This is a genomic window from Streptomyces beigongshangae, assembly GCF_019710745.1.
In the GTDB taxonomy this organism is placed as follows: Bacteria; Actinomycetota; Actinomycetes; order Streptomycetales; family Streptomycetaceae; genus Streptomyces; species Streptomyces beigongshangae.
The window spans coordinates 135,748-160,886 of the sequence record NZ_JAHKJW010000007.1; the positions used below are offsets into that span (position 1 = coordinate 135,748).

Sequence of the window (25,139 nt, forward strand, 5' to 3'; positions counted from 1 at the left end):
GACGAGTAGACGTACGAGCGCCGGATCTTCCCTCGGGCCGGCGGTGCGAAGAGGTGCGCGTCCGGCGTCCGCGAGCGCACCCGGCACCCCCTGTCCGCGTACCGCACGTGTGACCGATCGAATGTGGACACCCCCTCCGTCGCTTGGAGATCACCCCTCACGTCACGCAGCACATGACGGGTGAGGAACAGGAGAACGCTTCCATGCACAGACCCTTCCACCGATGGCGCAACCGCGCGTCGACGGCCCTCGCCGCGCTGCTCGTCGCCGGCGGCGCCCTGGGACCGGTGCCGGCCGCCGCCCAGGCCCCCGCGGCCGCCGCCCAGCCCACCTCGCTGGTCAACCCGTTCATCGGCACACAGAACTTCGGCAACACCTTCCCCGGTGCGAGTGCCCCCTTCGGCATGGTCCAGGTCAGCCCGGACACCGGTGGCCAGGGCGGCTACGACTACCAGCAGGACAAGATCCACGGGTTCAGCCAGACCCACCTCTCCGGCGTCGGCTGCTCCGTCATGGGCGAGCTGCCGCTCATGCCGACGACCGGGGCCGTCGACAATGTCGACCCCGACGCCTACCGCTCGACCTACTCGCACGACGACGAGGACGCCGAGCCCGGCTACTACCGCGTCGGGCTGAAGACGTACGGCATCGACGCCGAACTGACCGCCACCCCCCGCACGGGGTGGCAGCGCTACACCTTCCCCTCCACCGACCGCGCCAACGTCCTGTTCAACACGGGCAAGGCCAACCAGAAGGTGTACGGCTCGGAGGTGCACGTCGTCGGCGACCGGACGGTCGAGGGCCGTGTCGAGGCGGGCAACTTCTGCGCGGGCAAGGACCGGCACACGGTCTACTTCACCGCGACCTTCGACAGGCCGTTCGCCTCGCACGGCACCTGGCGCGGCACCACCCCCGCCCCCGGTGGGCGGGACGCGGCAGGCGAGGGCGGGAACGGCGCCTGGGTGACCTTCGACGCCGAGGCCGACCGTGACGTCGTCGTCAAGGTGGGGCTCTCCTACACGGGCGTCGAGGGCGCCCGGAAGAACCTGAAGGCGGAGACGGACGACTCGTACGACTTCGACGCCACGCGCGCGGCGCTGCACACGACCTGGGAGCGGCAGCTCGCCGCCGTGAAGATCGGCGGTGGGTCGACCGAGCGGCAGCGCGCGTTCTACACGGCCCTCTACCACGCGCAACTGCACCCGAACCTCGCCGGGGACGTCGACGGCCGGTACGCGGGCTTCGACGGGAAGACCCATCTCGCGTCGGGCTTCACGCCTTACCAGAACCTGTCGCTGTGGGACACCCACCGGCCGCAGAACCAGCTGCTCCAGATGCTGGAGCCGAAGGTCGCCCGTGATGTCGCGTTGTCGGTCGTCGCGATCGGGCGGGACGGCGGCTGGCTGCCGCGCTGGTCGCTCGCCAACAGCGAGACCAACATCATGACCGGCGACCCGGTGACCCCCTTCCTGGTCGAGGCGTGGTCCAAGGGCCTGCTCGCGGGCCACGAGAAGGAGGCGTACGCGCTCCTCAGGAAGAACGCCCTGAGCACACCGCCGGACGATTCCCCCTACAACGGCCGGGCGGGGATCGCCGAGTACCAGGAGCGCGGCTACATACCCAGCGGGCTGGAACCGGGCAAGGACTGCGCGGACAAGGGCGGCGACAACGACTGCCGCCATCCCGCGTCGGCGACCATGGAGTACGCGGCGGCGGACGCTTCGCTGGCGCTGATGGCCGAGGGACTGGGGCACACCGCGGACGCCCGCCTGTTCGCGGCACGCGGCCAGTGGTACCGGAACCTGTGGGACTCCTCCATCCAGCAGTTCCGGCCCCGCACCACCGAGGGCACCTGGCTGACGCCCTACGACCCCGTCGAGGCGGGGCACCAGTTCCACGAGGGCGGCGCCTACCAGTACCAGTGGCTGGCACCCCAGGACCCGGCCGGGCTCGTCTCCCTGATGGGCGGCAGGCGGGCGACCGAGAAGCGGCTCGACGCCTTCTTCGCCTACGACAAGCTCCTCACGGATCCCGCCGGAACGGCCCGGAAGGACTGGATCTCGGCACCGTACGACTACTACGGCAAGCCGACCTACAACCCGAACAACGAACCCGACCTGCACTCCCCGTACATGTACCTGTGGGCCGGCGCGCCCGCCAAGACCGCCACCGTGGTCCGCGCCGCGATGACGCTCTTCACGGACGGGCCCGACGGCATGACCGGCAACGACGACCTGGGCACCATGTCCGCCTGGTACGTCTTCTCCTCCCTGGGCCTGTACCCGACGACGAACGGCGGTGACTTCCTCGCCGTCTCCAGTCCGCAGTTCCCGTCGGCGGCCGTCCGCATCGGCGCCTACGGGAAGAAGCAGGGCGGCACCCTGACCGTCAAGGCCCCGGGGGCGAGCGACAGCCGGCGCTATGTGAAGCAGGCGAGGTTCGACGGGAGGAACCTGCGCGCCACCTGGCTCGACTGGGACGCGGTCGCCGAGGGCGGGAACCTCGCCTTCGAGATGACCGACAGGCCCTCGGCATGGGGTACGGGCAAGGGCGCCGAGCCGCCGTCCGTGAACCGCGCGGCGGCCGATTCCCGCCACCACCTCGACGCCTCGCTGCGCACCGCTTCCGACGTCCTGCCGGCGGCCGACAGCGAGCAGGGCGTCCGGCTGAAGCTGGACGTGCTGGGCCAGTCCCCCGGCACGCTGCGGGTGGCAGTCGGCGCGAAGGCCCCCGAGGGCTGGACCGTGAAGACCGCCAAGCCCTTCTCCCTCACGTCCCACCGGCTTCCGGTCCAGCGGACCGCGGCGGTGGACGTGAACGTGCCCGCCGGAACCGCGCCGGGTTCGTACACCGTGCGGATCACCGCGGCCGCGAAGGGCGTGAAGACCGTGGAACGGGTCGCGACCATCGAGGTGCGCGCCGCGGCCCGCTGTGCGGCGGACGCCGACGGGCAGTGCGCCGTCGACCTGGCCGAGGAGGTGAACCACGACGGAACCGCGACTGTCGCGGCCTCCGGCGAGGGGGACTTCGACGGATCGGGATGGAGCTTCGACGGTGATCTGTTCCCCGCGGCGGGTCCGGTCGTCTGGGACGGCGTGACGTACGACGCTCCCGATCCGTCGGGGACGGCTGCGAACTTCGTCGAGGCCCGCGGTCAGGCCATGCTGCTCCCGGGCGGGTCGTACAGCGCGCTGCGCCTGGTCGCCGTGGCCCACCACGGTCCGGTGACGACCATGCTCACCGTCCGCTACACCGACGGAACGACCGGCGAGGTGCCGGTCACCGTGGGCGACTGGGCGGGGTCGGCGCCGCAGGGCACCTCCGTGGCACTGGAGATGCCGCACCGGATCAAGCGCGGGCAGGGCGTGGACGGCCCGCCGGTGCGTCTGTTCGCCGCCTCCGCGGACCTCGACCCGTCGAAGACGGTGCGCTCCGTCGGCCTGCAGGACGATCCCCGGGTGCAGGTCTACGCGATCACCCTCAAGTAGGGCCTCAAGCAGGGCCGCCCACCTTCAAGGAGGGCTCCGTAGGTACGACGGCCCTCGCCCCTCGTGCGAGGAGGCCGCCGGATGGCAGCGTGACCCCGGGGTCACGCTGCCATCCGCGTGCGGGCCGCGGACCGGTGTGTCCCGGGGGCCGGGAAGCTCTGCCGAGACTCGTTGATCGGCCCGGCCGTGGACGTACTATCGGGTGATCTCATGGGGGGAGGTCGACATGGGCAGGCAGCGCCCTGGCACACCGACGCTGGAGGAGGTCGCAGCGCTCGCCGGGGTCGGGCGGGGAACCGTCTCCCGGGTCATCAACAACGCGGCCGGAGTACGGCTCTCGACCCGCAAGGCGGTGGAACGCGCCATCGCGGAACTGGGGTACGTGCCCAACCTGGCCGCCCGCTCGCTGGCCGGCCGGCGTTCCGACGCCGTCGCGCTGGTCATGACGGAGCCGGACTGGCGGCAGTTCGGGGAGCCCTTCTTCTCGGCGGTCGTCGGCGCCGTCGGCGACGCGTTGACCGACACCGGCGTGCAGCTCCTGCTCACCCTGGTCCGTACGGACGTCGAGCGGCGCCACTTCGTCGAGTACGCACGCGGCGGCCGCGTCGACGGTGTCCTGCTGATGTCCGTCCACGCCGAGGACCCGCTGCCCGACATGCTGTCCGAGGCGGGCCTGCCCACCGTCCTGCTGGGCCGCCGCTCCGGCGACGAGGCCGTCACGTACGTCGACGCGGACAACGTGGGCGGGGCCCGCAGCGCGGTCGCCCACCTGATACGCAAGGGCCGCACGGCGATCGGGACCATCACCGGCCCGCCCGACATGTACGTCGCCCGGAGCCGGCTGCGCGGCTACCGTGAGGCCCTCGAACGCGCGGGCGTCGAGATCAGGCCGTCCTGGATCGCCGAGGGTGACTTCACACAGGAGAGCGGACGCCGTGCGACCGCCGAACTCCTCGTCCGCGCGCCGGAGGTCGACGCCGTGCTCGCCGCGTCGGACACCATGGCCGCGGGCGCGCTGGAGGCGCTGCGCGCGGCGGGACGCCGGGTGCCGGAGGACGTCGCCGTGATCGGGTTCGACGACTTCCCGCTGGCCCAGCACACCGATCCCCGGCTGACGACCGTCCGCCAGCCCATGGAGGAGATGGGGCGCACCATGGTCCGGCTGCTGTTCGAGGTGATGCACGACTCCTCCGGTGCGTGGCGCCATGTGATCCTGCGGACGGAGCTGGTGGAGCGCGCCTCGACCTGACCGAATGTTTCGGGAGCGCTCCCAGTCACCGCACCGGTCCCGTGGGGAACCGTCGTTGAGCTGGTGGTTCCGAGATTTCCCCGACCCATCGGTGCGCGCGGGGTTGTCAGGGACATGGAGGGCTTCTACAGTCCCGTGCCAACAGCGAACTGGGAGCGCTCCCATCCGTACGGGGACGGGTGCGCTCCCGTAGGCCCGGTCATTCGCACCCTCCCCCGAGAGGTCCCCCATGCGATCGACTCCGCGTCACCTCCGCACCGCGCGCCACCTGCTGGCAGCGCTCCTCACGACGCTCGCCTCCGTCGCGGCGCTGCTGACCACGACGGCGCCCGCCCACGCGGACACCACGATCTGCGAGCAGTACGGAGCGACCACGATCCAGAACCGTTACGTCGTGCAGAACAACCGGTGGGGCACCAGCGCCACCCAGTGCATCGGCGTCGGCGACTCCGGCTTCCGGCTCACCCAGGCCGACGGCTCGGTACCGACCAACGGAGCCCCGAAGTCGTACCCCTCGGTCTTCAACGGCTGTCACTACACCAGGTGTTCGCCGGGAACCAACCTCCCGGTGAGGATCGACACCGTCTCCACCGCTCCCAGCAGCATCTCGTACGGCTACGTCAACGACGCCGTCTACAACGCCTCCTACGACATCTGGCTGGACCCGACACCCCGCACCGACGGCGTGAACCAGACCGAGATCATGATCTGGTTCAACCGGGTGGGCCCGATCCAGCCGATCGGCTCACCGGTCGGTACGGCCACCGTGGGCGGACGCACCTGGGAGGTGTGGAGCGGCAGCAACGGCGGCAACGACGTGCTGTCCTTCGTCGCCCCGTCGGCGATCGGCAGCTGGAGCTTCGACGTCATGGACTTCGTCGACCAGGCGGTCGCCCGTGGACTCGCCCGGCCCGACTGGTACCTGACGAGCGTCCAGGCGGGCTTCGAACCCTGGCAGGGCGGCGCGGGGCTGGCCGTGAACTCCTTCTCCTCGACCGTCTCCACCGGGGGCGGAACACCGGGCGGACCGGGCCAGCCGGCGGCGTGCACGGTGTCCTACACCCCTGAGGTCTGGCCCGGCGGCTTCACCGCGAACGTCACCGTCGGCAACGACGGCCCGGCGCCGGTCGACGGCTGGCAGCTGGACTTCACCCAGCCCGCCGGGCAGCGGATCACCAGCGCCTGGAACGCCACCGTCACCCCGGACTCGGGGACGGTGACCGCGCGCCCGCTCGCCCACACCCAGCGGATCGCCGCCGGGGGCAGCCAGTCGTTCGGCTTCCAGGGCACGTACACCGGCACCTTCGCGGAGCCGTCCGGCTTCACCCTGAACGGCACCGCCTGCGCCACCGCGTGATGTCCGGCGGCGGCCCCGCCGCCGGCCGGCCGGCCCGGGACCCGTCCGCTTCCCCCGCCGACAGGGCGGGTCCCGGCGCAGTCCTCCGGCCTGCGGGCCGCCCAGGGGGCGACGCACACGCACCGTTCGATCCGGTACAGGAGAATCCATGTCATTACGCATGTCGTTACGCACGAGGGTCATCTCCTTCGGGGTGGCACTGGCCACCCTCCTGGGCGCCCTCGGTCTGATCCTGCTCGGTCAGGGCAAGGCCGCGGCCCATGGCGTGGCCATGATGCCCGGTTCACGCACCTACCTCTGCCAGCTGGACGCCATCACCGGCACCGGCGCCCTGGACCCGACCAACCCGGCGTGCCGGGCCGCCCTCAACCAGAGCGGCGCCACGGCGCTGTACAACTGGTTCGCCGTCCTGGACTCCAACGCGGGCGGACGCGGCGCGGGTTACGTGCCGGACGGCAAGCTGTGCAGCGCCGGCGACCGGTCGCCCTACGACTTCTCCGCCTACAACACGGCCCGGGCGGACTGGCCGCGGACGCACCTGACGTCCGGGGCCACCATGCGGGTCAAGTACAGCAACTGGGCGGCGCACCCGGGTGACTTCCGGGTCTACGTCTCCAAGCCCGGCTGGTCGCCCACCTCGCCACTGGGCTGGGGCGACCTGGAGCTGATCCAGACGGTGACCAACCCGCCCCAGCAGGGCTCGGTGGGGACCAGCGGCGGCCACTACTACTGGGACCTCAGGCTGCCCGCGGGGCGTTCCGGCAATGCGATGATCTTCATGCAGTGGGTGCGTTCGGACAGCCAGGAGAACTTCTTCTCGTGCTCCGACGTCGTGTTCGACGGCGGCAACGGCGAGGTCACCGGTATCCGGGGCGGCGCCACGCCGACTCCCGAGCCGACGGACCCGGGCACCGAGCCGCCGCACACCGGCTCCTGCATGGCCGTCTACGAGGTGGTCAACTCCTGGAACGGCGGCTTCCAGGGCTCCGTCCAGGTCATGAACCACGGGACGCAGCCGCTCGACGGCTGGGCGGTACGGTGGAAGCCCGGCACCGGCACGAAGATCAACAGCGTGTGGAACGGCTCGATGGACACGGCCTCGGACGGCACGGTCACGGTCCGCAACGCCGACCACAACCGCACCGTGGCCGCCGACGGCACCACCACGCTGGGCTTCACCGCCACGTCCACGGGCAACAACTTCCCCGTCGGCACGATCGGCTGTGTGGACCCGTGACGCACGGGCCGGGCGGCCGGTGACCGCCGCCCGGCGACCCGGTGACCCGGCCGTGCCCTGACGGCAGGGCCCGCGGCCCGCACGTCCCGGGAAACCGCCGTTCCGGCCCCGCGGAGCGCCCGCGGGGCCGGAACGGCTTCAGAACAACCCGAGCTGCTCGTCGAGCGGGTCAGCGCCCTGCTCCGCGCCCCGGGGGCGCGGAGCGGGCGTGTCGTCGCCGAACAGCGGAGCCGTACCGCACTCGTCGGGTACGGCGGGGACGGCGGCGGGCGCGTCCGGGGGCCGGGGCGCGTCCTGGCCGAAGTCGTCCGGAGTCATGAGCGTCCAGTCCCGTCCGTGCTGCTCGCCCATCCGCCGTCTCCCGCCGTTCCGTCAGCCACCCCTGCGCCGTGTCTGCACCGTCCGCACCGCACCTGCGGTTCGTATGCCCGGTATCCGCGCTCAGCGATCATGGCTTTCGTGCCCGGGCCGGCCCCGGGCCGGTCGCCCCCTACAGTTCGCCGGCGAACGCCGCGGCCAGCTCGCGCCATTCGGGCCGCGGCAGACCGGCACCGCCCTCGTCGGCCGTCAGCACCTGCAGAGCGATGTGGTCGGCCCCGGCGTCGAAGTACTCGCGGGCCCGTGCCCGTACGCGCTCGGCGTCGCCCAGGGCGAAGAGGCTGTCGAGCAGCCGTGTGCTGCCGCCGCCCTCGAAGTCGGTCTCCGTGAACCCGAGGCGCAGCAGATTGTTGGTGTAGTTGGGCAGCTTCAGGTACATGTCCAGCATGTTCCGCGCGGTGGTGCGCGCCCGGTCCGGGTCGGTGTCGAGCACCACGGAGAGTTCCGGGGCGAGGAGCGCGTCGGGACCGAGCGCCTCGCGTGCCTCCGCCGTGTGCTCGGTGGTGACGAGGTAGGGGTGGGCTCCCGACGCCCGGCCGGTCGCGAGTTCGAGCATCTTCGGGCCCAGCGCCGCCAGGACCCGGCGTCCCGCGCCCGACGGCGGGGCGGCGGCGTCCAGGGCGTCGAGGTAGGCCACCATCGCGCTGTACGGTTTCGCGTACTGCGGCGCCAGCACGCTGTGGCTGACGCCCAGACCCAGGACGAACCTTTCGCGGGCGCTCTCGTCGAGCGCCGCGATGCGCGCGGTCACCTCCTCGGCGGTGTGCTCCCAGATGCTCAGGATGCCGGTCGCCACCGTGACCGTACGGGTGGCGGCGATGACGGCCACGGCGTCGTCGGGGGACGGGTTGCCGCCCATCCAGAGGGTGCCGTATCCCAGTTCCTCCAGTTCGGCGACCGCCTCCGCGATCGCTTTCCTGCCCGCGTCGTCCGTCCGTGATCCGTGCAGCGCGCCGCTCCAGATGCCGATACGTCCGAGTGTTCCGAGTGTCTGGTGTGTCTGGCGTGTCTCCGAAGTCATGCCATGGTCAACTGCGGTCCCACGGCCCCTGTTCCCCGGCGGAAGGCGATTCGCCCGGATGGCCCTCACGGCCCGCACGGGAAGCGACTCCGCGAGTCATCCGCGGGCCCGTTCGGTCACTCCTTCGATTCGCGGAGAACGGTGCCCTCGCTGGTCCAGGTGAACAAGGCGAGTTACCCGGTCGGCGAAGCCGCCTGCCACGTACGGTGGGCCCGGCTGGCGCCCCATGCCCGCGACGGCGGGAACGGTGCAGGCCGTGGGGCAGGGAACGGGAGGAAGAGCAGGATGACGGAAGCCGCGGCGGGCGAACTGGACGAGCGGGTCGTGGGGCGCAGGTGGACCGTGCGACTGGACCCCGCCGGGCGGGGCAGCACGGCGGTGCGCGTCTCCTGCAGCCGGCCGTCCTGTGCCGCCCGGCGTCTGCCGTCCGCGGCAGCCGGCCGTGCGGCGGCGATCGCCCATGTGAAGGCACACCTGAAGGCCGCCGCGGCGCCCCGGGCACAGGCGTACTGCGCGTGCAGGGCGGAGAGTTGCCACGTCCACATCCGTCCCGACGAGCGGCAGACGCGTGCCCAGCCCTGGCAGTGCGGCGGGGCGGTCGTCCTGGCCGTGGTCACCGACCGGGAGGGCCGCTGGTGGCAGGCCATGGAGTGCTGTTCACGCTGCGCGGCCGCCACGTCCGGCGCGAAGGTCGTCTCCACCGCTCCCGCCGTGTCCCGCCCGGCGGCCGGCGCCCCGGTCACCGCCGACCGCCCGTCGCCCGCCGCGGTCGGCGGGCCGCGGTTCTCCGACCGTCCCCCGCCCGCGGACGTCGCGCGCGAGGTACCGGCGCCCCGCTCCGTGCCGACGCGGCGCCGTCCTCCGTACAGGAAGATCGCGCAGCGGATCATCCCCCACGATCTGCGGCCCGTCGTCCTGCGGGACGAACTCGTCGAGCTCGGCGATCTGTTCCGCGCCTACCAGCAGCGCACCGAACCCGATCTGACGCTCCTTGCCGACCTGCAGGAACGCAAGGCGCGCGCCTTCAGCACCTGGGCCGACGTCACCGACGACATCAACCTGCGACTGGAGGCGGTGCGTGCCGAGCAGGCCGCCGCCACCGCCCGTTCCCAGCATCTGCAGCGCATCGGCTGCGGCCCGGACGGCGAGGGACCGGCCGTGGCCCGGCTGCTGACCGCGCCGACCCAGTGGGAGCACGCGCGTTCCGTCCTCGCGCACGTGGCCGACCACTGTCCGCTGCCGGGACCGCAGGCACGGCTGCTGGTGCTGATGCTGACCCTGCGCACCGCGCACTCCGGGACCGGCAACCTCGTCGGGCAGGACGTCACGGCCCTGGGTCTGACCGATCCGGAGGACCTGGTCGAGAGGCTGACCGGCTGCGGCTGGCTGGATTTTCCCGGCACCGTCGCCGACCTGCTCGCCTCCCGGCCGGAGAACCCCACCCCCATCAGCGTCCCGTCCCTGGTGCCCGGCCAGGACGGCCCCGGACCGTTCACGTTCGGCAAGAAGATGCGGCCCAAACTCAGCGGCTGGGCCCAGAGGGTCGTCTCGGACAAGAAGCTCCGCAAGGCCAAGGCCCCGCCGGCCGTCCGGCTGCTCTCCTTGACGCTGGCCTCCCGGACGAGCGCCGACGGCCGCCTCGGCCCCGGTGGGCAGGGCGTTTGCCTGGAATCACTCACCGCCTGGGTCCCGGTGGATCCCGGCGAACTGCGGCTCCTGGTCGACCGGCTGACCGCGGCGGACTGGCTCGCCGACGCCGTCTTCACCGACACCCGTCTCACCGGGCAGGTGTGCGAACGCATCCTGCCGCTCACCTGCCCTCTTCCCTAGCCGGGCCGGAGCGGCCGCGACCAGGCCGGAACGGCCGCGGCGGGTACCGCACCCGGCCGGGCCGGGCCGGGCCATGACGATGCCGTCGGTACCGGGTTGCGGTTCTGCTGCGCAAACCGTTCCGGCTCTCCGGCGGCGGGCTCGCGGATCCGACTTACGGACCCGGCTCACGGACCCGGCTCACGGATCTGGCCGGTTCGGCGCCCGGTGCGGCGTCGCGTCCGCGGCGCCACGGACATCCCGTACCCACCGATGGTCCGTACCCGCCGGCGGTGCGGCCGCCCCGGAAGCCCGCCCACCCCGACTCGCGCCCCCGCGCACCGGCTTGATCAGCGCGGCAGAACCTTCGCGGGCTCCTTCGCCGGGTCAGCCGGCTCCGTGGTTCCCGGGCACTCCTCGTCGTGACGTCAGGCAACAGAGTGCTGCGCGAGGTCTGGACAGGCTCCTGTGGGCGTGCTGTCATACCGCTGGCAGAGGGTTTCCAACGTTGAAAAGGCCGCTTACCGAACCCGCCTCAGCCTGTGTGCAGCTTCTCCCTACGAGCTCCTTCGCAGGAGCCCGTAACCCTGCCCGGCAGTCGAACGCGGTCACGGCCTCTGTACGAGGAAAGGTTCGATGAGACGACACGACACCCGCCCCAGTGCCCGACGCAGAGCCAGACTGCTGGCGCTGTTCGCCACGGCGGCCCTGGTGCTGCCCCCGAGCGGAATGCTGCCCACCGCGGTGGCCTCAGAGCCGGCGGGCGGCGCCTCCTCGGCGTCCGCCGCCGAACAGGCCGCCATTGTGACGCACGGCCTCAAGGGCGAGTACTTCAGCATGTCGGCTCCCGGCGCCCGGGACTTCGCCGAGCTCGGCGGGACGACGCTCGACCCGCAGATCAACTTCTCCGGTCTGACCGACACCTTCAAGGAGTTCACCGGCAGGACGGAGCACACGACCGCCCGCTGGACGGGGCAGATCGAGGCGCCGGCCACGGGTGACTACACCTTCTACGCCATCGGCGACAACGGCTTCCGGCTCCACATCGACGACGAGCCCGTCATCGACCACTGGGTGGGCGACTGGGACCGGGAGCAGACCAGCCAGGCCGTGAGGCTGACCGCGGGCAAGAAGCACACGTTCCGTCTGGAGCTGTTCCAGGACACCGGCGGCGCCAACATGTACCTGCGCTGGTCGACACCGACCCTGGCCAAGCAGATCGTGCCGATGTCCGCGTTCACCCCGCCGGCCGACTTCGAGGTCTTCCCGGTGGAGCTCACCGTCGCCGGGGACGGACGGCGGCTGCGCGCGCGGTTCGAGGGCAGGGTGGGCAACCTGCAGGCGGTCAAGGACCATCTGAAGGTCGAGGCCGACACGACCGCCATGCCGATCAGGTCGGTCACGTCCGTCCCGGGGGACTCCTCCTCCCTCTACGTCAACCTGTCGGAGCCGATCCAGAAGAACCAGCTGGTCCGGGTCTCGTACGACGGTACGGGCGGTCTGACCGCCGGCGGCAAGGCCGTACCGAAGGTCATCCGGTACGCGGAGAACGCCTCCACCCACCGCCTCACCACCAAGTGGGGGGACAGGGTCGACAAGAAGCACCCGCTGCCCGAGTACCCGCGTCCCCAGCAGAAGCGGTCCAGGTGGGAGAACCTGAACGGGCCCTGGCAGTTCAGCGCCGCGAAGGCGGGTGAGCAGCCGGTCTTCGGCAAGAACCTCGACGAGAAGATCATCGTGCCGTTCCCGGTCGAGTCGCAGCTGTCCGGGCTCGAACGGCACGAGGACCACATGTTCTACCGCCGGACCATCGACGTGCCCGAGAACTGGAAGGTCGGCAAGGACAGCCGCTCGAACCGGCTCAAGCTCAACTTCGGCGCCGTCGACTACCAGTCGCGCGTCTACGTCAACGGCAAGAAGGTCGCCGACCACACCGGTGGTTACAACGCCTTCAGCGCCGACATCACGGACGCCCTGAAGGGCGGCGGCAAGCAGGAGATCGTGGTCGCCGTCACCGACACCGGTGGCGCGGACCAGCCCATGGGCAAGCAGTCCACCAATCCGGGCGGCATCTTCTACACGCAGACCTCCGGCATCTGGCAGACCGTGTGGATGGAGCCGGTGGCTCCCGCCTCGATCGGGAACATCGTCACCACGCCCGACATCGACACGAGCACCCTGGCGGTGACGGTCGACGCCGAAGGCGCGTCCTCCTCCGCCCGCGTCGAGGCCGTCGCCCGTGACACCCGCGGCAAGGTCGTCGGCAGGGTCAGCGGGGCGGCGGGCAGGAAGCTCACCCTGCCGGTGGCGAAGCAGCACCTGTGGAGCCCCGACGACCCGTACCTGTACGACCTCGACGTGACGCTGACCGACGGCAGGTCGAGCGACAGGGTCCGCAGCTACTTCGGTATGCGCAAGATCGAGGTCAAGAAGGTGGGCGGCTTCAACAAGCTGGCCCTCAACGGCAAGCCGGTCTTCTCCCTGGCCACCCTCGACCAGGGCTTCTGGCCCGACGGTCTCTACACCGCCCCCAGCGACGAGGCCCTCGCCTTCGACCTGGAGGCGCACAAGAAGCTCGGCTTCAACGCGGTGCGCAAGCACATCAAGGTGGAGCCGGCGCGGTGGTTCTACCACGCCGACAAGCTCGGCCTGCTCGTCTGGCAGGACTTCGTCTCCGGGAACATCACCAACGAGACGGGCCAGAAGGCGTTCGTCGACCAGGGCCGGGAGATGATGCGCCAGCACCACAACTCCCCCTCCGTGATCGGCTGGATCGTCTTCAACGAGGGCTGGGGCGAGTGGAACCGCGAGGAGACGGGCCGTATCACCGAGGCGGTGGAGGCCGCCGACCCGTCCCGTGTCGTCAATGCCCACAGCGGTGTCAACTGCTGCAACTCCAAGGGGGATTCGGGCAAGGGCGACATCATCGACCACCACGACTACAACAACGACGACCCGCCCTTCCCCGACGGGAAGCGGGCCGCCATGGACGGTGAGCACGGCGGCTTCACCCTGCGCACTCCGGGCCACATGTGGCCGGGCGCCCCGACGGTGATCTACAGCGGTGTCACCACCAAGGCGGAGCTGACCCGCAAGTACGTCGAGAACACCGAGAAGTTCTACCTGGAGCAGGCCGGCGCCGAGCTGTCCGGCTCGGTGTACACCCAGATCACCGATCTGGAGAACGAGCTCAACGGCCTGTACACGTACGACCGGCGCGACATCAAGATGGACGCCGCCGAGGTGCGGAAGGTCAACCTCAAGGTGATCGCGGCCGGCGCCGCGGCGGGTAAGAAGGACCTGAAGGGCGGCGGGCACTGGACCCTCGACGAGGGCACCGGCACCACCGCCGAGGACTCCGGTCCCAACAAGGCACCGCTCACCCTGCGCGAGGGCGCTTCCTGGACCGAAGGCGTCAGCGGCGGCGCCCTGAAGTTCGACGGCCAGAAGCAGTACGCCGAGACCTCGGGTCCGGTGCTCGACACCAGCGGCAGCTACTCGGTGTCCGCCTGGGTCCGGCTCGACGGGATCCCCGGCAACTACGGCACGGCGGTCAGCCAGGACACCCGTGCCCTGGCCAACTCGTTCTACCTGCAGTACGGACACGGCAACTTCGCCTTCAGCACCCCGGGGGAACGCCGTGCCCAGGTGGCCGTCGCCGCGGAGACCGGCCGCTGGTACCACCTTGTCGGCGTCCGGGACGCCGGCACCGACGAGATCCGGCTGTACCTCGACGGGAAGCTCGCGGCGACGGCCACCGGTGGCGCCGCCCTCGGGAGCACCGGTCCGCTGACCGTCGGCCGCGCCCACTGGGACGGCTCGAAGGTCGACTTCTGGAACGGCGCGGTCGACGAGGTCCGGGCCGTCGACCGGGCACTCACCGCCGAGGAGGTGAGCGCCCTGCACGGCGGGGTGAAGCGCTAGCCGGCAGAACGTACGGCCGAGGTCCCGGTGGCGGGGGGGTTCCTCCCTGCCACCGGGACCTCTCCGCTTGCCCGGCCGGCCGGAGCACACCGGCCGGGCGTGCGACCGTACGGCGTACGGGCCAGCGGGCGTACGGGCCAGCGGGCGTACGGGTCAGGGGGCGTACGGACGTACGGGTCAGCGGTCGCGCAGGCTGCGGGCCGGGAGGGCGACAACGGCCGCCGCCCTGAGGGTCTCCTCGTCGTTGGCGAAGGCAGCCAGCGCTTCGTTGTCGTCGAGGTCGCCACCGGGCCACGGGCGCGTGGTGATGACGAGACACGCGCAGCCGCGCTCCGCGACGGCGTCGAGCCAGGGCCCGGACGGCACGAGCTGGGCGTTGATCTGCGGCATGGTGAGGACGATCGATCCGTCCACGACCAGCAGGCTGATCGGCAGGGCCGGGCGGGCGGAGGCATCGACGAGGCCCTCCTCCGTGGAGAGCCCGCAGTTGTGCAGCAACTGCGCGACGGATGCCGACGAACCGTCCGGACCCCTCTCACCGTCCCCGAGGGAGCAGGCGAGGATGTAGGGGACACTGCCCTGGGGCGTTTCGCGGCTCCACGACACGGCCACGAGCGTGCCCAGTTCGGCGGAGCGCACCGGACGCGCTTCTGTTGAGTTCGAGGTCATCGGGGAACCGTACCGACGCCGTGCGGCACGGCCCGTCCACGCTCACCCGGCCGGGTGATGCCTCTCGGCAGCTCCACCCGAACGAAGGACGGGGCGCCTCCGCGCTCACCCGGTGTCGCCCTGGAGGTAGGAGGCCACGGCCCTGCCGGGCCGGAAGGCGACCGTGCCGTCGGCGCCGTGGAAGTCGCCGAAGCTGCCCAGGACGACCGTCTCCCCCGCCCTGACGGCCTCGGCGATCAGACCGGAGTGGTCCACGGTCCCGAACAGCGCGTCCAGTACGCGCTCGACCTCGTGCGGCGCGAGCCGTTCGCCGTCCCCCGCGGCCCCCGTCCGGCTCGCGGTCTTCTCGATCAACTGGTGCTTGTCCATGCGCCGAACCCGTATCCCGTCGTGGTGCTCGAACGCCCGGCTACCCCCGTGCTCGCGTACCCGGGCCTTCGAGGAGCGAACTGCTTCCCCACCACGATCACGGCTGTGGGCGTTCGGCGCATTTCGCGGGTTCTGGCGGCCGGGGCCGGCCGGGACGGATCCGGCGACGGCGGGCCGCCGCGGCAAAACACGCATGGCGGACAAGGAGCCATTTCTTCGGCGGCGTTCGGAAAACGTTAAGTAAATAATCCCGCGGACGGGTTGCGGGTTGTGCCACGAACCATTGACGGGCACCGGCGCAGCGGCCACCTTGGCGATACGCATTTCTTTCCACCACGGGAGCTTGGATGCTCATGAGACCGATCCGGCGCTGCGTCATATTCGTCATGGCTGCGGCAGCCGTTGCCGCAGCCGTCTTCGTCTGGCCTGTGACGGAATCCGCGCAGGCGTTTCCCCCGACCCCCAAACAGAATGTACTGAACTACCTCAAGTCGATTTCCGGAAATCACGTCGTCTCCGGACAGCACAACAAGGAGCCCGCTTCCGCGCCCGGGCAGTACACCCAGCAGGTCAAGGACGTCACCGGGCAGTACCCCGGCCTGTGGGGCGGTGACCTGATGTTCGCCTCCGCGGACGTGGCCAACCGCCAGCGCGTGGTGGACCAGGCGAAGACCGAGTGGGCGAACGGGTCGCTGGTCTCCCTCACCTGGCACGTCTGCCCGCCGACCGGCGGAAGCACCTGCGCGTTCGAGGGCGGTGTGAAGTCGAACATCTCCCAGGCGCAGTTCTCGCAGATACTCACCGAGGGCAGCGCCCTGAACACCGCCTGGAAGCGGCGACTCGACGAGGTGGTCCCCTATCTCCAGCAACTGAGGAGTGCGGGTGTTCCGGTCCTCTTCCGTCCGCTGCACGAAATGAACGAGGCATGGAACTGGTGGGGCAACCGGCCCGGTGCGAACGGCAGCGCGCGCCTTTATCAGATCACCCGTGACTACCTCGCCGGGACCAAAGGGCTGGACAATCTGATCTGGGTGTGGAACGTGCAGGACAATCCGGCCGGGGGCTGGAGCAACTACTATCCCGGCAATGCGTACGTGGATGTCGTCTCCCTGGACGTCTGGTACAAGAACCACCCCAGTTCCGCCGACTACCAGCAATTGCGGAGCATTGCGGGTACGAAACCGATGGCGCTGGCGGAGATGGGCAAGATGCCGACCGCCTCCCTGCTGAGCAGTCAGCCCCAGTGGGCTTGGTTCATGATGTGGTCCGAGCAGTTGCGCGGGAACAACACCAACGCCGAGATCCAGGCAGCGTACTTCCATCCCCGTGTGCTGAACCAGGGCGAGGTCGCACTGCCCTGACGGTACTGCCCTGACGGCCCGGCGCGGTCACAGCCACCCGCGCAGTCCGTGCAGGAACCCGGCGGGATCGTCCCGGTGGACGGTGTGTCCCGCACCGTCCACCGTGCGTACCCGCCAGCCGCGGCGCGCCAGTGCCGCGGCTTCCGCCGGCGGGATCCGTTCGCTGGGGCCGGCGAGCAGGACCAGTGAGGGGACGGCCGGGGCGTACGGCAGGCCGGGCAGCTGCCGCAGCGCGGTGACCGAGGCCGGGTCCCAGGTGGCCAGGGCCCGCAGCTCGGCGGTGATGTCGTCGTCGTGCCAGCGCGGGTGCGCGGCACGCAGCTCCCGCCGGGTGGCGTGCTTGACGGCCCGCAGGGCGTCCAGGTCCCGGGGACGGCGCAGCCACGCGGGGTCGCAGTGGACCGCGCGGGCGCAGCGCAGCCTTGGTGCGGCGAGCAGCAGGGCGGCCGAACCCAGTGAGTGGGCGACGGCGAGGTCGGGGGCCGGGGGCAGGGTGTCGAGCAGGTCGGCGGCCAGTGCCGCCGGGGTGTAGGCCGCGGCCGGTCGGCTGGCTCCGTGGCCGGGCAGGTCCACACCGAGGACCCGGTAGCCGCGGTCCGCGATCGCCGGGGCCACCCGGTTCCAGCTGCGGGAGTCCGTCATGATGCCGTGCACGAGGACGGCCGTGCGGGGGCCCTCGCCCCATACGCGGGTCGCGAGTCTCATGAGATCCGTCCCCCTCGACGAGGCAGGGGCACGGGCGGGGCCACGGGCAGGGGCAGAGGCACGGGGGATCCGCCTTTCGGTGGGAGGGGCCGGTGGCGCCCGGTGCGGACGGCACGGGGACGGCCCGGGCGGGGCGGACGCCCGGCCCGGGCCACCGGTACCCGTACCACGCCCTCAGCCGGTGGCGCCCCGCGGGGGCGCGCTGCTGCCGCGGGGCAGCAGGACGGGCGTCGCGACCGGGCCGGACGAGGGGTTGCGGCGGTGGACGACGTCGAACAGCCGACGGGTGACATCGGCGCCGAAGCCGAAGACGTCGTGGCTCATCGCGGACAGGTTGGGATGGGTGAGCTGGCACAGCTGGGAGTCGTCCCAGGCGATCAGGCTGACGTCCTTCGGCACGCTCAGGCCCATCTCGGCGGCCACGGACAGTCCCGCGACCGCCATGATGTCGTTGTCGTAGACGATCGCCGTGGGCCGCTCCGGGGAGACGAGCAGCGAGCGGGTGGCGCGGGCCCCCTGTTCACCGGAGAAGTCGGTGGTGACGCTGCGGGCCGACTCCAGTCCCAGTTCCGCGACGATCGCGTCCAGCGCGGCGGTGCGGAGCGCGGTGTGCCCGAGCCCCGGATGACCGCCCACCCGCGCGATCCGCCGGTGCCCGAGAGCCGCGAGATAGCGCACCGCCTCGTGCACGGCACTCTCGTCGTCGGTCCACACCGAGGTGAAGTCACCGGTCAGGGACGGATGGCCGACCGCGACCGCCGGCAGCCCGATCGCCGCCAGCTCGGTGATCCGCGGATCGTCGTGCTGGAGGTCGACCAGGATGGAACCGGCGATCCGGCGGGCCTGCCACCACTGGCGGTGGACGGCGATCTCCTGTGCCGTGTCCCGCACCAGGTGCAGCAGCAGCGAGCACCCGTGCTCCTCCAGGACGGACTCGACCCCGGAGATGAACTCCATGTAGAAGGGTTCGAGCCCGAGCTGGCGTGCGGGGCGTGCGATGACGAGACCGACGGTGTCCGCCGCGCCGGTCGCCGAACCGGACAGCTTGATCGCGGCCTGGTTCGGCACCCAGCCCAGCTCGGCGACCGCGGCCATGACGCGTTCACGGGTGGCCTCCGAGACACCGGGCCGGTTGTTGAAGGCCAGGGACACCGCTCCCCGGGACACACCGGCCCGGGCCGCCACATCCGTGATCGTGACGCGACCCGGCCGGCGTCCCCGCTCCCCGGTCACCGACGGCTCCTCAGTCACCGGCGGTCCCTCCGCCGCCGACCGCTCCTGCGCCGTCGACCGCCCCTGCGCCGTTGACGCAGAACAGTGCCGTGCGGGCGGCCTCGGCGCCGGGCCGCGGCCAGCCGGTGACCCGCCAGGTCGTGCTCTCGCCGGGCAGGAGCGTCACCCTCCCGTGGTCGGTGCGCGCGCCGGCGTCCAACCGGTCGGCCTGCAGCAGCAGGTCCCGTACGACGGTGGTGGCGGTCACGGTGACCAGCGCGGCGTCCTCGCCGCCCTCGCCGTCCTCGCCGTCCTCGCGCACCCGCACGTCGTACACGGCGGCGGGGTACGCGAACTCGCGGTCGGGGCACGCGAAGCGCACCGCGCGCAGGCCCTCCCCGCCCCCGGCACCGTCCGTACGGGAGGACTCCCGTACGTCGGCGACCAGGAACTCCCGGCGCGGGTCGCCGAACACGGCCACCGGGTCCGGCAGCCGCTCCAGGGCCACGCCGCGGCCCGCGGCCTTGAGCGCGACCTCGGCGCTCGCCAGCACCGTGCCGTCCGCCCCGACGCGACGGACCGTGACAGTGGTGTCCCAGGTCCGCGCACCCTGGTTGCAGCCCACGAGCGCCGGCTCGCCGTCGCGGTCCTGGATCGTCAGCAGCTGGTCGGCGTACAGGCGGCGCATCTCGAAGTACAGGGGCTTGAGCCGGCCGTCGCCGTCGATCGCCGCCCAGGAGGTGACCGGCCAGCAGTCGTTGAGCTGCCACAGCACCGTGCCGGCGCAGCGCGGCCAGTGGGAGCGCCAGTGCTCGACCCCGGCGGCGACGGCGCGTGCCTGGTTGAGCTGGGTGAGGTAGTGCCAGGTGTCGAAGTCGGCCGGCGCCGGGAAGTACGGCAGGAGGCCCCTGTTCAGTTTGCCGTTGCCGTCCTCGGCCTTCTGGTGGTGCAGCATGCCGGGCGAGTCGGCGGTCAGCGGGCGTTCGGACAGCGCCCGTCGCAGGGTGGCGAGGGCCGGCGGCGCCTGCCAGCCGAACTCGGCGACGAAGCGCGGCACCGAGGTGAGGTAGTCGCCGTAGTCACGGCGGTTCCACACCTCCCACGAGTGCGCCGTGCCGTGGTCGGGGTCGTTCGGCGTGTGCTCCCACGATCCCGACCAGGGGCTGCCCGCCCAGTACGGGCGGGTCGGGTCGGTCTGCGCGACGATGCGCGGCAGCAGGCCCAGGTAGTAGCCCTCGCCCCAGGAGTCGCCGGCGAGCTCCGGCTCCCAGTCCCAGTCGGCGAAGCCCCACAGGTTCTCGTTGTTGCCGTTCCACAGGACGAGCGACGGGTGCGGCATCAGGCGGGCCACGTTCTCCCGGGCCTCGGCCTCGATCTCGGACCGCAGCGGCTGCTCCTCCGAATAGGCGGCGCAGGCGAACAGGAAGTCCTGCCAGACCAGCAGGCCCAGCTCGTCGCAGATGTCGTAGAAGGCGCGGTCCTCGTAGATCCCGCCGCCCCACACGCGCACCAGGTCGACACCCGCCTCGGCGGCCTGGGTGAGCCGGGTGCGGTAGCGGTCGGCCGTGATCCGGGCGGGGAAGGCGTCGTCGGGTATCCAGTTCACCCCCCGGGCGAACAGGGGTGTGCCGTTGACCACCAGGGTGAAGGCGCTGCCGTGCTCGTCCGCGGACGTGTCGAGCCGGACCGTGCGGAAGCCCACGCGGCGCTCCCACGTGTCGAGCGCCCGGCCGCCGTCGGGCTCGCTCAGGACGACCGTGCACCCGTACAGGGACTGGCCGCCGTAACCGCGCGGCCACCACAGCGCCGCGTCCGGGACCCGCACGGTGACCGTGGCCGTCTCCTCCCCTGGGCCGACGGTGATCTCCGCGGACGCGTCGCCGACGGCGGCCACCAGCCGCAGGGGCCGGTCCCGGCCGGTCGCCGTACGCTCCAGGTCGACGACCATCTCGGCGACGCCCGTCCCGTCGTCGGCGACGGTGAGCCGCGGACGGACGGCGGCCAGCCGGGCCGTGGACCAGCGCTCGATCCTCGCCTCGCGCCAGATGCCGGCCGTCACCAGCGTGGGACCCCAGTCCCAGCCGAACGAACAGGCCATCTTGCGGATGTGGTTGAACGGCTCGGGGTAGGAGTTGGGCCGCTCGCCCAGCAGGGCCCGTACGGCCTCGGCCTCGGTGTAGGCGGAGGTGAAGGCGACTTCGAGGGGCGCGGGTCCGTCCGCCGTCAGCTCGGTGACGTCGAACCGGTAGGACCGGTGCATGTTGCGGGTACGGCCCAGCAGCCGGCCCGCGAGATGGACGGAGGCGACCGTGTCCAGACCGTCGAAGACCAGGTCGGTGCGCTCGAAGCCGGCTTCCTGACCGGGAAGTTCGGTCGTGTACGTCCAGTCGGCGCGGCCCACCCAGGCCACCTCCGACTCGTTGCGGTCGAGGTACGGGTCGGCCAGCAGGCCCGCCGCCATCAGATCGGTGTGGACGCAGCCGGGCACCTGCGCGGGCACGGCCGTCCCCGCCAGTCCGGGGGGTGCCTCCGCGGGGGTGTGGCGGTCGGTGTTCAGGCGCAGCAGCCAACCCTGGGACAGCGGGGTGCGGACCTTCATGCGGACTCCTCGTGGGACGTGCGACGTGGTGCGGGCGCGGACGAGCGTGCGGGCAGGGGTGGACATGCGGGCACGGGTGGACGTGCGGGTGCAGGGGGACGTGCGGGTGCAGGGGGACGTGCGGGTCATTTGGTCGAACCGGCCGCGAAACCGCTGTAGATGAAGCGCTACAGCGCCAGGAAGACGACCAGGGTCGGCACGATCACCAGGATGGTGCCGGCCGAGATGGTCTCCCAATGGGCGCCGAAGGGGCCCTTGAAGCGGAACAGGGCGGTGGAGATGGTGCCGAGTTCGGGATCGGGCATGTAGAGGAAGGGCACGTAGAAGTCGTTGTAGATGGCGATGCCCTTGACGATGACGACGGTCGCGATCGCCGGCCGCAGCATCGGGAAGATGATTTTCCGGTAGATCGTCCAGGAGTTGGCGCCGTCGATGCGCGCCGCTTCGTCCAGGGACACCGGGATGGAGCGGATGAACTGCAGGAAGATGTAGATCGAGACGATGTCGGTGCCGGTGTAGAGCAGGATCGGCGCCCACCGGGTGTTGAAGGCGCCCAGTCCGTCGATCACCTGGAAGGTGGCGACCTGGGTGGTGACGCCGGGAACCAGCGCGGCCAGCAGGAAAAGGCCCATCACCAGTTTCTTCAGGCGGAACTGGAAGCGGTCGACGGCGTAGGCGGTCATCGAGCCGATCAGCACGGTCCCGGTGGTGGAGACCACGAGGATCAGCGTCGTGTTGCCGAACGCGCCGAGCATCGCGCCCTGTTCGAAGGCGGTCGTGTAGTTGGCGAAGTGGAACCAGTTGTCGGGCAGCGACAGCGGTCCCTCGTCGGCCAGCTCCGTCTGCGTCTTGAGCGAGGTCAGCAGGACGACGCCGAGGGGGACGAGGACCACGGCCGAGGCCAGCAGCAGGGAGAGGTACTTCAGGGCGACGGCGGTCCGGGACAGCGCGGTGCTGCCGGCACGGGACGGGCGCCGGCCGGGAACGGCGGTGTCGGCGGTGTCGGCGGTCATGAGAGTTCGACCCTCTCCTCGGGGATCAGCCGGCGCTGGACCCAGGTGATCAGCAGGATCAGGACCAGCAGGACGACGGCCGAGGCCGAGGCCAGCCCGACCTTGTCGAACTGGAACGCGAGTTTGACGGTCTGGATGACGAACGTCTCGGTGCCGTTGGCGCCGCCGGTCATGATGTACGGGATCTCGAAGACGGCCAGTGACCCGGACACCGCGAGGATGAAGCTCAGGCTGATGACGGGCTTGATACCGGGCGCGATGATGTGCCGGAACTGCTGCCAGCGGTTGGCCCCGTCCAGCTGCGCGGCCTCGTACAGGTGCGGTGGGATCGACTGGATCGCGCCCAGGAACAGCACCATGTTCAGACCCGTGAAGCGCCATACCGACACCCCGGCGAGCGACGGGTTGGCCAGGTCCGGGTCTCCGAGCCACAGGTGCCTGCCGTCCACGCCGACCAGGCGCAGCAGGGTGTCGAGGGTGCCGTCGGGCTGGAAGAAGTACAGGAACACGAACCCGACGGCCACACCGTTGACCAGGTAGGGGAAGAACAGCAGGCCCTTGAAGACGTTGCGGAAGCGGGTGTTGAAGCTGAGGACCGTCGCGAAGTACAGGGCGACCGCGATCTGCACGAACGAGGCGGCGAGGTAGAAACCGCTGACCAGGAACACCTCGAACAGCTGCGGCCGGGTCACCAGGTCGGTGTAGTTCTCCCCGCCGACCAGGGAGCGCTCGGGACTGGTGCCGTCCCAGTCGGTGAAGCTGTAGCCGACCATGTCCGCCACGGGCAGGTAGGTGAACACCAGCAGCAACGTCAGGGGAACGGCCAGGAACAGCCACGGCGTCAGGGCGGCGGTGCGGCGGCGCCTTCCGGGGCGCGGCCGGCCGCCGGCGGGTCCGGGAGGCGGAGCACCGCGCCGGCCGACGGCGGACGCCTCGGCGCGGGTCTTCTGGACAGCGGTCATCTCATGGTTCCTCGTGGTGGGTTCGGGATCGGTCGTGCGGCAGGACACCGGCATCACGGCACGGCGGCACGCAGCATGGCGATACGGCGACAGGCGGCACGCGGCACGCGGGCGGCGATGTACGCGGAGTTCCAGTACAGCCGTACCGCCTACCGCCGTTGGGCCGTTGGGCCGTTGGGCCGTTGCGCAGGGGACCACCCCCCGTCCGTGGTCCCACCGCGCGGCGGTGCGGTCAGCCGCCGAGGGTCTGCTGAGCCTCGGACCACTTCCCGTTCAGCTCTTCGAAGTAGCTGTCCATGTCCCCGTCCGCCGCCCCGCGGGCGACGTCGACCAGCTTCTGCCGGTAGTCCTGCACGGTGATGCCGATCTCGGACGCCTTGTCGATCGCGTGGACGTCGGCGACGTTCTCCTGGTGCTGCGGGATCAGGGTGACATCGTTGTCAGAGAACGGCTTCAGCGTGTCGGGCAAGGGAGCGCCCTTCACCGACGAGATGGATCCCTCGGCTGCCGCCTGACCGGACTTGGTGATGTACCAGTCGATCCACGCACGGGCGGCGGCCTTCTTGCCGGAGTGGACGTTGACCGCGTACTGGTAGTCGGGGCGCAGGACGGAGCAGAACTTGCCGTCCTTCTGGGCGGGGAACGGCATGAACCCGATGTCGTCGGGCTTCTTGCCGGCCGCTTCCGCCGCGGTCCGCATCTGGGAGATCGCCCAGGAGCCGAGCCACATCGAAGCGATCCTGCCGGCCCCCATCTGCGTCTTGGAGTCCTCCCAGTTGGTCGTCGTGGGGTCGGACTCGGACAGCTTCCCGTCGACGACGGTGTAGAGGAGTTCGTCGATCGTGTGCAGGTCCGATCCCGGGCTCCACGGCTTCGCCGTCTTCGCCAGGGAGTCGTAGGAGCCGGGGTCGCACCCGGGCGAGCCGATGGCGTTCGTCCAGTTGGTGAGCGGCCAGCCGTCCTTGTAGTTGGTGTAGTACGGGACGGCGTCCGTCCTCGCCCTGATCTTCCGGAGGTCCGCGACGAACTCCTCGGGCGTGGCGGGCCATTCGGTGATGCCGGCCTTCGCCCACACCGCCTTGTTGTAGACGAACCCGTTGGCCACGCCGATGTTGGCCAACCCGTAGACCTGGCCGTCCACGGTGGCGTGGTCGGTGTAGTCGAACTTCTTCGACAGTTCACCGGCCTCGCCCAGCGGGGCGAAGAAGGTGGGGTACTGCTCGACGGAGAGGGAGTTCGGGATCAGCAGGACGTCACCGTAGTTCTCGGTGTTCATCCGGATCTTGGTCTCGCCCTCGTAGTCGGTCAGACCCTCGAACTTGACCTTCACCCCCGGGTACACCTCGCCGAACTCCTCGGCGTACTTCTCCAGGGTGCCGTCGGCGATCTGGTCCGACCTGTTGGTCAGGACCGTGATCTCGCCCGACACCTTCGCCGGGTCGCTCGGCGGGGCCGCGATCTCGCCACGCCCGCCGCCCCCCTGTCCGCTACAGGCTGTCGCCGCCACCGCGGTCGCCGCCACAAGGGCCATCCAGCTCTTCCGCATCCCCGTCACCTCTCGCCGCACAGCTGTTGGTGTCAGGCGGGGAATGACCGCGTCGGTCATCAGGACCCCGGCCTGATGAGCGCTCAACGTAGACGTAACTTCGCGGCAATGTCCATAGACCGGTCTATCTGAATTTCACCGTTGTTTGAGGCCATGACCAGCGGTTTTACTAAACTTTGACTGAACGCCACAAGGGTTCAGCTTCTTGTGCGAGGAGAGACGCCCGACGCCTGGACATCG

17 protein-coding genes are annotated in these 25,139 nt (G+C 70.9%); 7 read left to right on the forward strand and 10 right to left on the reverse strand.

The window, feature by feature from the left end; translation table 11 throughout:
• Positions 1-203: 203 nt before the first annotated feature.
• From KM933_RS07775 to KM933_RS07790, 4 genes are all read left to right on the forward strand, one after another.
• On the forward strand, positions 204-3,488 hold the full coding sequence (locus tag KM933_RS07775) for a GH92 family glycosyl hydrolase (protein ID WP_221349543.1): 3,285 nt from the start codon (positions 204-206) through the stop codon (positions 3,486-3,488).
• 226 nt (positions 3,489-3,714) lie between these two features.
• On the forward strand, positions 3,715-4,737 hold the full coding sequence (locus KM933_RS07780; protein WP_221349546.1) for a LacI family DNA-binding transcriptional regulator: 1,023 nt from the start codon (positions 3,715-3,717) through the stop codon (positions 4,735-4,737).
• 229 nt (positions 4,738-4,966) lie between these two features.
• Positions 4,967-6,094 (forward strand): glycoside hydrolase family 12 protein, encoded by a 1,128-nt coding sequence (locus KM933_RS07785; protein ID WP_221349548.1) that lies wholly within the window; start codon positions 4,967-4,969, stop codon positions 6,092-6,094.
• 160 nt (positions 6,095-6,254) lie between these two features.
• Positions 6,255-7,331 (forward strand): lytic polysaccharide monooxygenase, encoded by a 1,077-nt coding sequence (locus tag KM933_RS07790; RefSeq protein ID WP_221349550.1) that lies wholly within the window; start codon positions 6,255-6,257, stop codon positions 7,329-7,331.
• A gap of 138 nt (positions 7,332-7,469) precedes the next feature.
• Here KM933_RS07790 and KM933_RS07795 read toward each other — a convergent pair whose 3' ends face one another.
• Complete coding sequence (locus tag KM933_RS07795) at positions 7,470-7,682, reverse strand: hypothetical protein (RefSeq protein ID WP_221349552.1); 213 nt, start codon at positions 7,680-7,682, stop codon at positions 7,470-7,472.
• Between the two features lie 139 nt (positions 7,683-7,821).
• Positions 7,822-8,730: an LLM class F420-dependent oxidoreductase gene (locus tag KM933_RS07800; protein ID WP_221349554.1), complete on the reverse strand. Its 909-nt coding sequence runs from the start codon at positions 8,728-8,730 to the stop codon at positions 7,822-7,824.
• A gap of 285 nt (positions 8,731-9,015) precedes the next feature.
• On the opposite strand from KM933_RS07800, the gene KM933_RS07805 reads away from it, so the two are divergent.
• Both KM933_RS07805 and KM933_RS07810 read left to right on the forward strand, forming a co-directional pair.
• On the forward strand, positions 9,016-10,560 hold the full coding sequence (locus KM933_RS07805) for a hypothetical protein (protein ID WP_221349556.1): 1,545 nt from the start codon (positions 9,016-9,018) through the stop codon (positions 10,558-10,560).
• Positions 10,561-11,175: 615 nt separating this feature from the next.
• Positions 11,176-14,463, forward strand: coding sequence for a LamG-like jellyroll fold domain-containing protein (locus KM933_RS07810; RefSeq protein ID WP_221349558.1), 3,288 nt, complete (start codon positions 11,176-11,178; stop codon positions 14,461-14,463).
• A 177-nt stretch (positions 14,464-14,640) separates the two neighbouring features.
• Here the strand turns inward: KM933_RS07810 and KM933_RS07815 are convergent, their stop codons facing one another.
• Together KM933_RS07815 and KM933_RS07820 are read right to left on the reverse strand one after the other, a co-directional pair.
• Complete coding sequence (locus KM933_RS07815; RefSeq protein WP_221349560.1) at positions 14,641-15,132, reverse strand: DUF5949 family protein; 492 nt, start codon at positions 15,130-15,132, stop codon at positions 14,641-14,643.
• A 105-nt stretch (positions 15,133-15,237) separates the two neighbouring features.
• Positions 15,238-15,501: an HU family DNA-binding protein gene (locus KM933_RS07820; protein WP_221349562.1), complete on the reverse strand. Its 264-nt coding sequence runs from the start codon at positions 15,499-15,501 to the stop codon at positions 15,238-15,240.
• Positions 15,502-15,887: 386 nt separating this feature from the next.
• Between KM933_RS07820 and KM933_RS07825 the strand changes: the two genes are divergently transcribed.
• Complete coding sequence (locus KM933_RS07825; protein WP_260333209.1) at positions 15,888-16,862, forward strand: glycoside hydrolase family 26 protein; 975 nt, start codon at positions 15,888-15,890, stop codon at positions 16,860-16,862.
• Between the two features lie 27 nt (positions 16,863-16,889).
• Here KM933_RS07825 and KM933_RS07830 read toward each other — a convergent pair whose 3' ends face one another.
• The 6 genes from KM933_RS07830 to KM933_RS07855 form a co-directional block, all read right to left on the reverse strand.
• A complete protein-coding gene (locus tag KM933_RS07830; protein WP_221349565.1) occupies positions 16,890-17,567 on the reverse strand; it encodes an alpha/beta fold hydrolase in 678 nt (225 codons plus the stop codon).
• A gap of 174 nt (positions 17,568-17,741) precedes the next feature.
• The gene (locus KM933_RS07835) at positions 17,742-18,818 is read right to left on the reverse strand and encodes a LacI family DNA-binding transcriptional regulator (protein ID WP_308013300.1); all 1,077 of its coding nucleotides are present in this window, start codon (positions 18,816-18,818) and stop codon (positions 17,742-17,744) included.
• Positions 18,811-21,378, reverse strand: a complete 2,568-nt coding sequence (locus KM933_RS07840) for a glycoside hydrolase family 2 protein (protein ID WP_221349567.1) — start codon at positions 21,376-21,378, stop codon at positions 18,811-18,813. Before KM933_RS07840 ends, KM933_RS07835 begins: the two co-directional genes overlap by 8 nt.
• 167 nt (positions 21,379-21,545) lie before the next feature.
• Entirely contained in the window at positions 21,546-22,391 is an 846-nt protein-coding gene (locus KM933_RS07845; RefSeq protein ID WP_221349569.1) for a carbohydrate ABC transporter permease, read from the reverse strand.
• On the reverse strand, positions 22,388-23,353 hold the full coding sequence (locus KM933_RS07850) for a carbohydrate ABC transporter permease (protein ID WP_221349571.1): 966 nt from the start codon (positions 23,351-23,353) through the stop codon (positions 22,388-22,390). The genes KM933_RS07845 and KM933_RS07850 overlap by 4 nt, the downstream gene beginning before the upstream one ends.
• Positions 23,354-23,585: 232 nt before the next feature.
• The gene (locus KM933_RS07855) at positions 23,586-24,899 is read right to left on the reverse strand and encodes an ABC transporter substrate-binding protein (protein WP_221349573.1); all 1,314 of its coding nucleotides are present in this window, start codon (positions 24,897-24,899) and stop codon (positions 23,586-23,588) included.
• Between the last annotated feature and the right edge of the window lie 240 nt (positions 24,900-25,139).

Coding starts and splice junctions, on each gene's coding strand:
- KM933_RS07775 (WP_221349543.1), top strand. CDS start 204: ATGCACAGACCCTTCCACCGATGGCGCAACCGCGCGTCGACGGCCCTC.
- KM933_RS07780 (WP_221349546.1), top strand. CDS start 3,715: ATGGGCAGGCAGCGCCCTGGCACACCGACGCTGGAGGAGGTCGCAGCG.
- KM933_RS07785 (WP_221349548.1), top strand. CDS start 4,967: ATGCGATCGACTCCGCGTCACCTCCGCACCGCGCGCCACCTGCTGGCA.
- KM933_RS07790 (WP_221349550.1), top strand. CDS start 6,255: ATGTCGTTACGCACGAGGGTCATCTCCTTCGGGGTGGCACTGGCCACC.
- KM933_RS07795 (WP_221349552.1), bottom strand. CDS start 7,682: ATGGGCGAGCAGCACGGACGGGACTGGACGCTCATGACTCCGGACGAC.
- KM933_RS07800 (WP_221349554.1), bottom strand. CDS start 8,730: ATGACTTCGGAGACACGCCAGACACACCAGACACTCGGAACACTCGGA.
- KM933_RS07805 (WP_221349556.1), top strand. CDS start 9,016: ATGACGGAAGCCGCGGCGGGCGAACTGGACGAGCGGGTCGTGGGGCGC.
- KM933_RS07810 (WP_221349558.1), top strand. CDS start 11,176: ATGAGACGACACGACACCCGCCCCAGTGCCCGACGCAGAGCCAGACTG.
- KM933_RS07815 (WP_221349560.1), bottom strand. CDS start 15,132: ATGACCTCGAACTCAACAGAAGCGCGTCCGGTGCGCTCCGCCGAACTG.
- KM933_RS07820 (WP_221349562.1), bottom strand. CDS start 15,501: ATGGACAAGCACCAGTTGATCGAGAAGACCGCGAGCCGGACGGGGGCC.
- KM933_RS07825 (WP_260333209.1), top strand. CDS start 15,888: ATGGCTGCGGCAGCCGTTGCCGCAGCCGTCTTCGTCTGGCCTGTGACG.
- KM933_RS07830 (WP_221349565.1), bottom strand. CDS start 17,567: ATGAGACTCGCGACCCGCGTATGGGGCGAGGGCCCCCGCACGGCCGTC.
- KM933_RS07840 (WP_221349567.1), bottom strand. CDS start 21,378: ATGAAGGTCCGCACCCCGCTGTCCCAGGGTTGGCTGCTGCGCCTGAAC.
- KM933_RS07845 (WP_221349569.1), bottom strand. CDS start 22,391: ATGACCGCCGACACCGCCGACACCGCCGTTCCCGGCCGGCGCCCGTCC.
- KM933_RS07850 (WP_221349571.1), bottom strand. CDS start 23,353: ATGACCGCTGTCCAGAAGACCCGCGCCGAGGCGTCCGCCGTCGGCCGG.
- KM933_RS07855 (WP_221349573.1), bottom strand. CDS start 24,899: ATGCGGAAGAGCTGGATGGCCCTTGTGGCGGCGACCGCGGTGGCGGCG.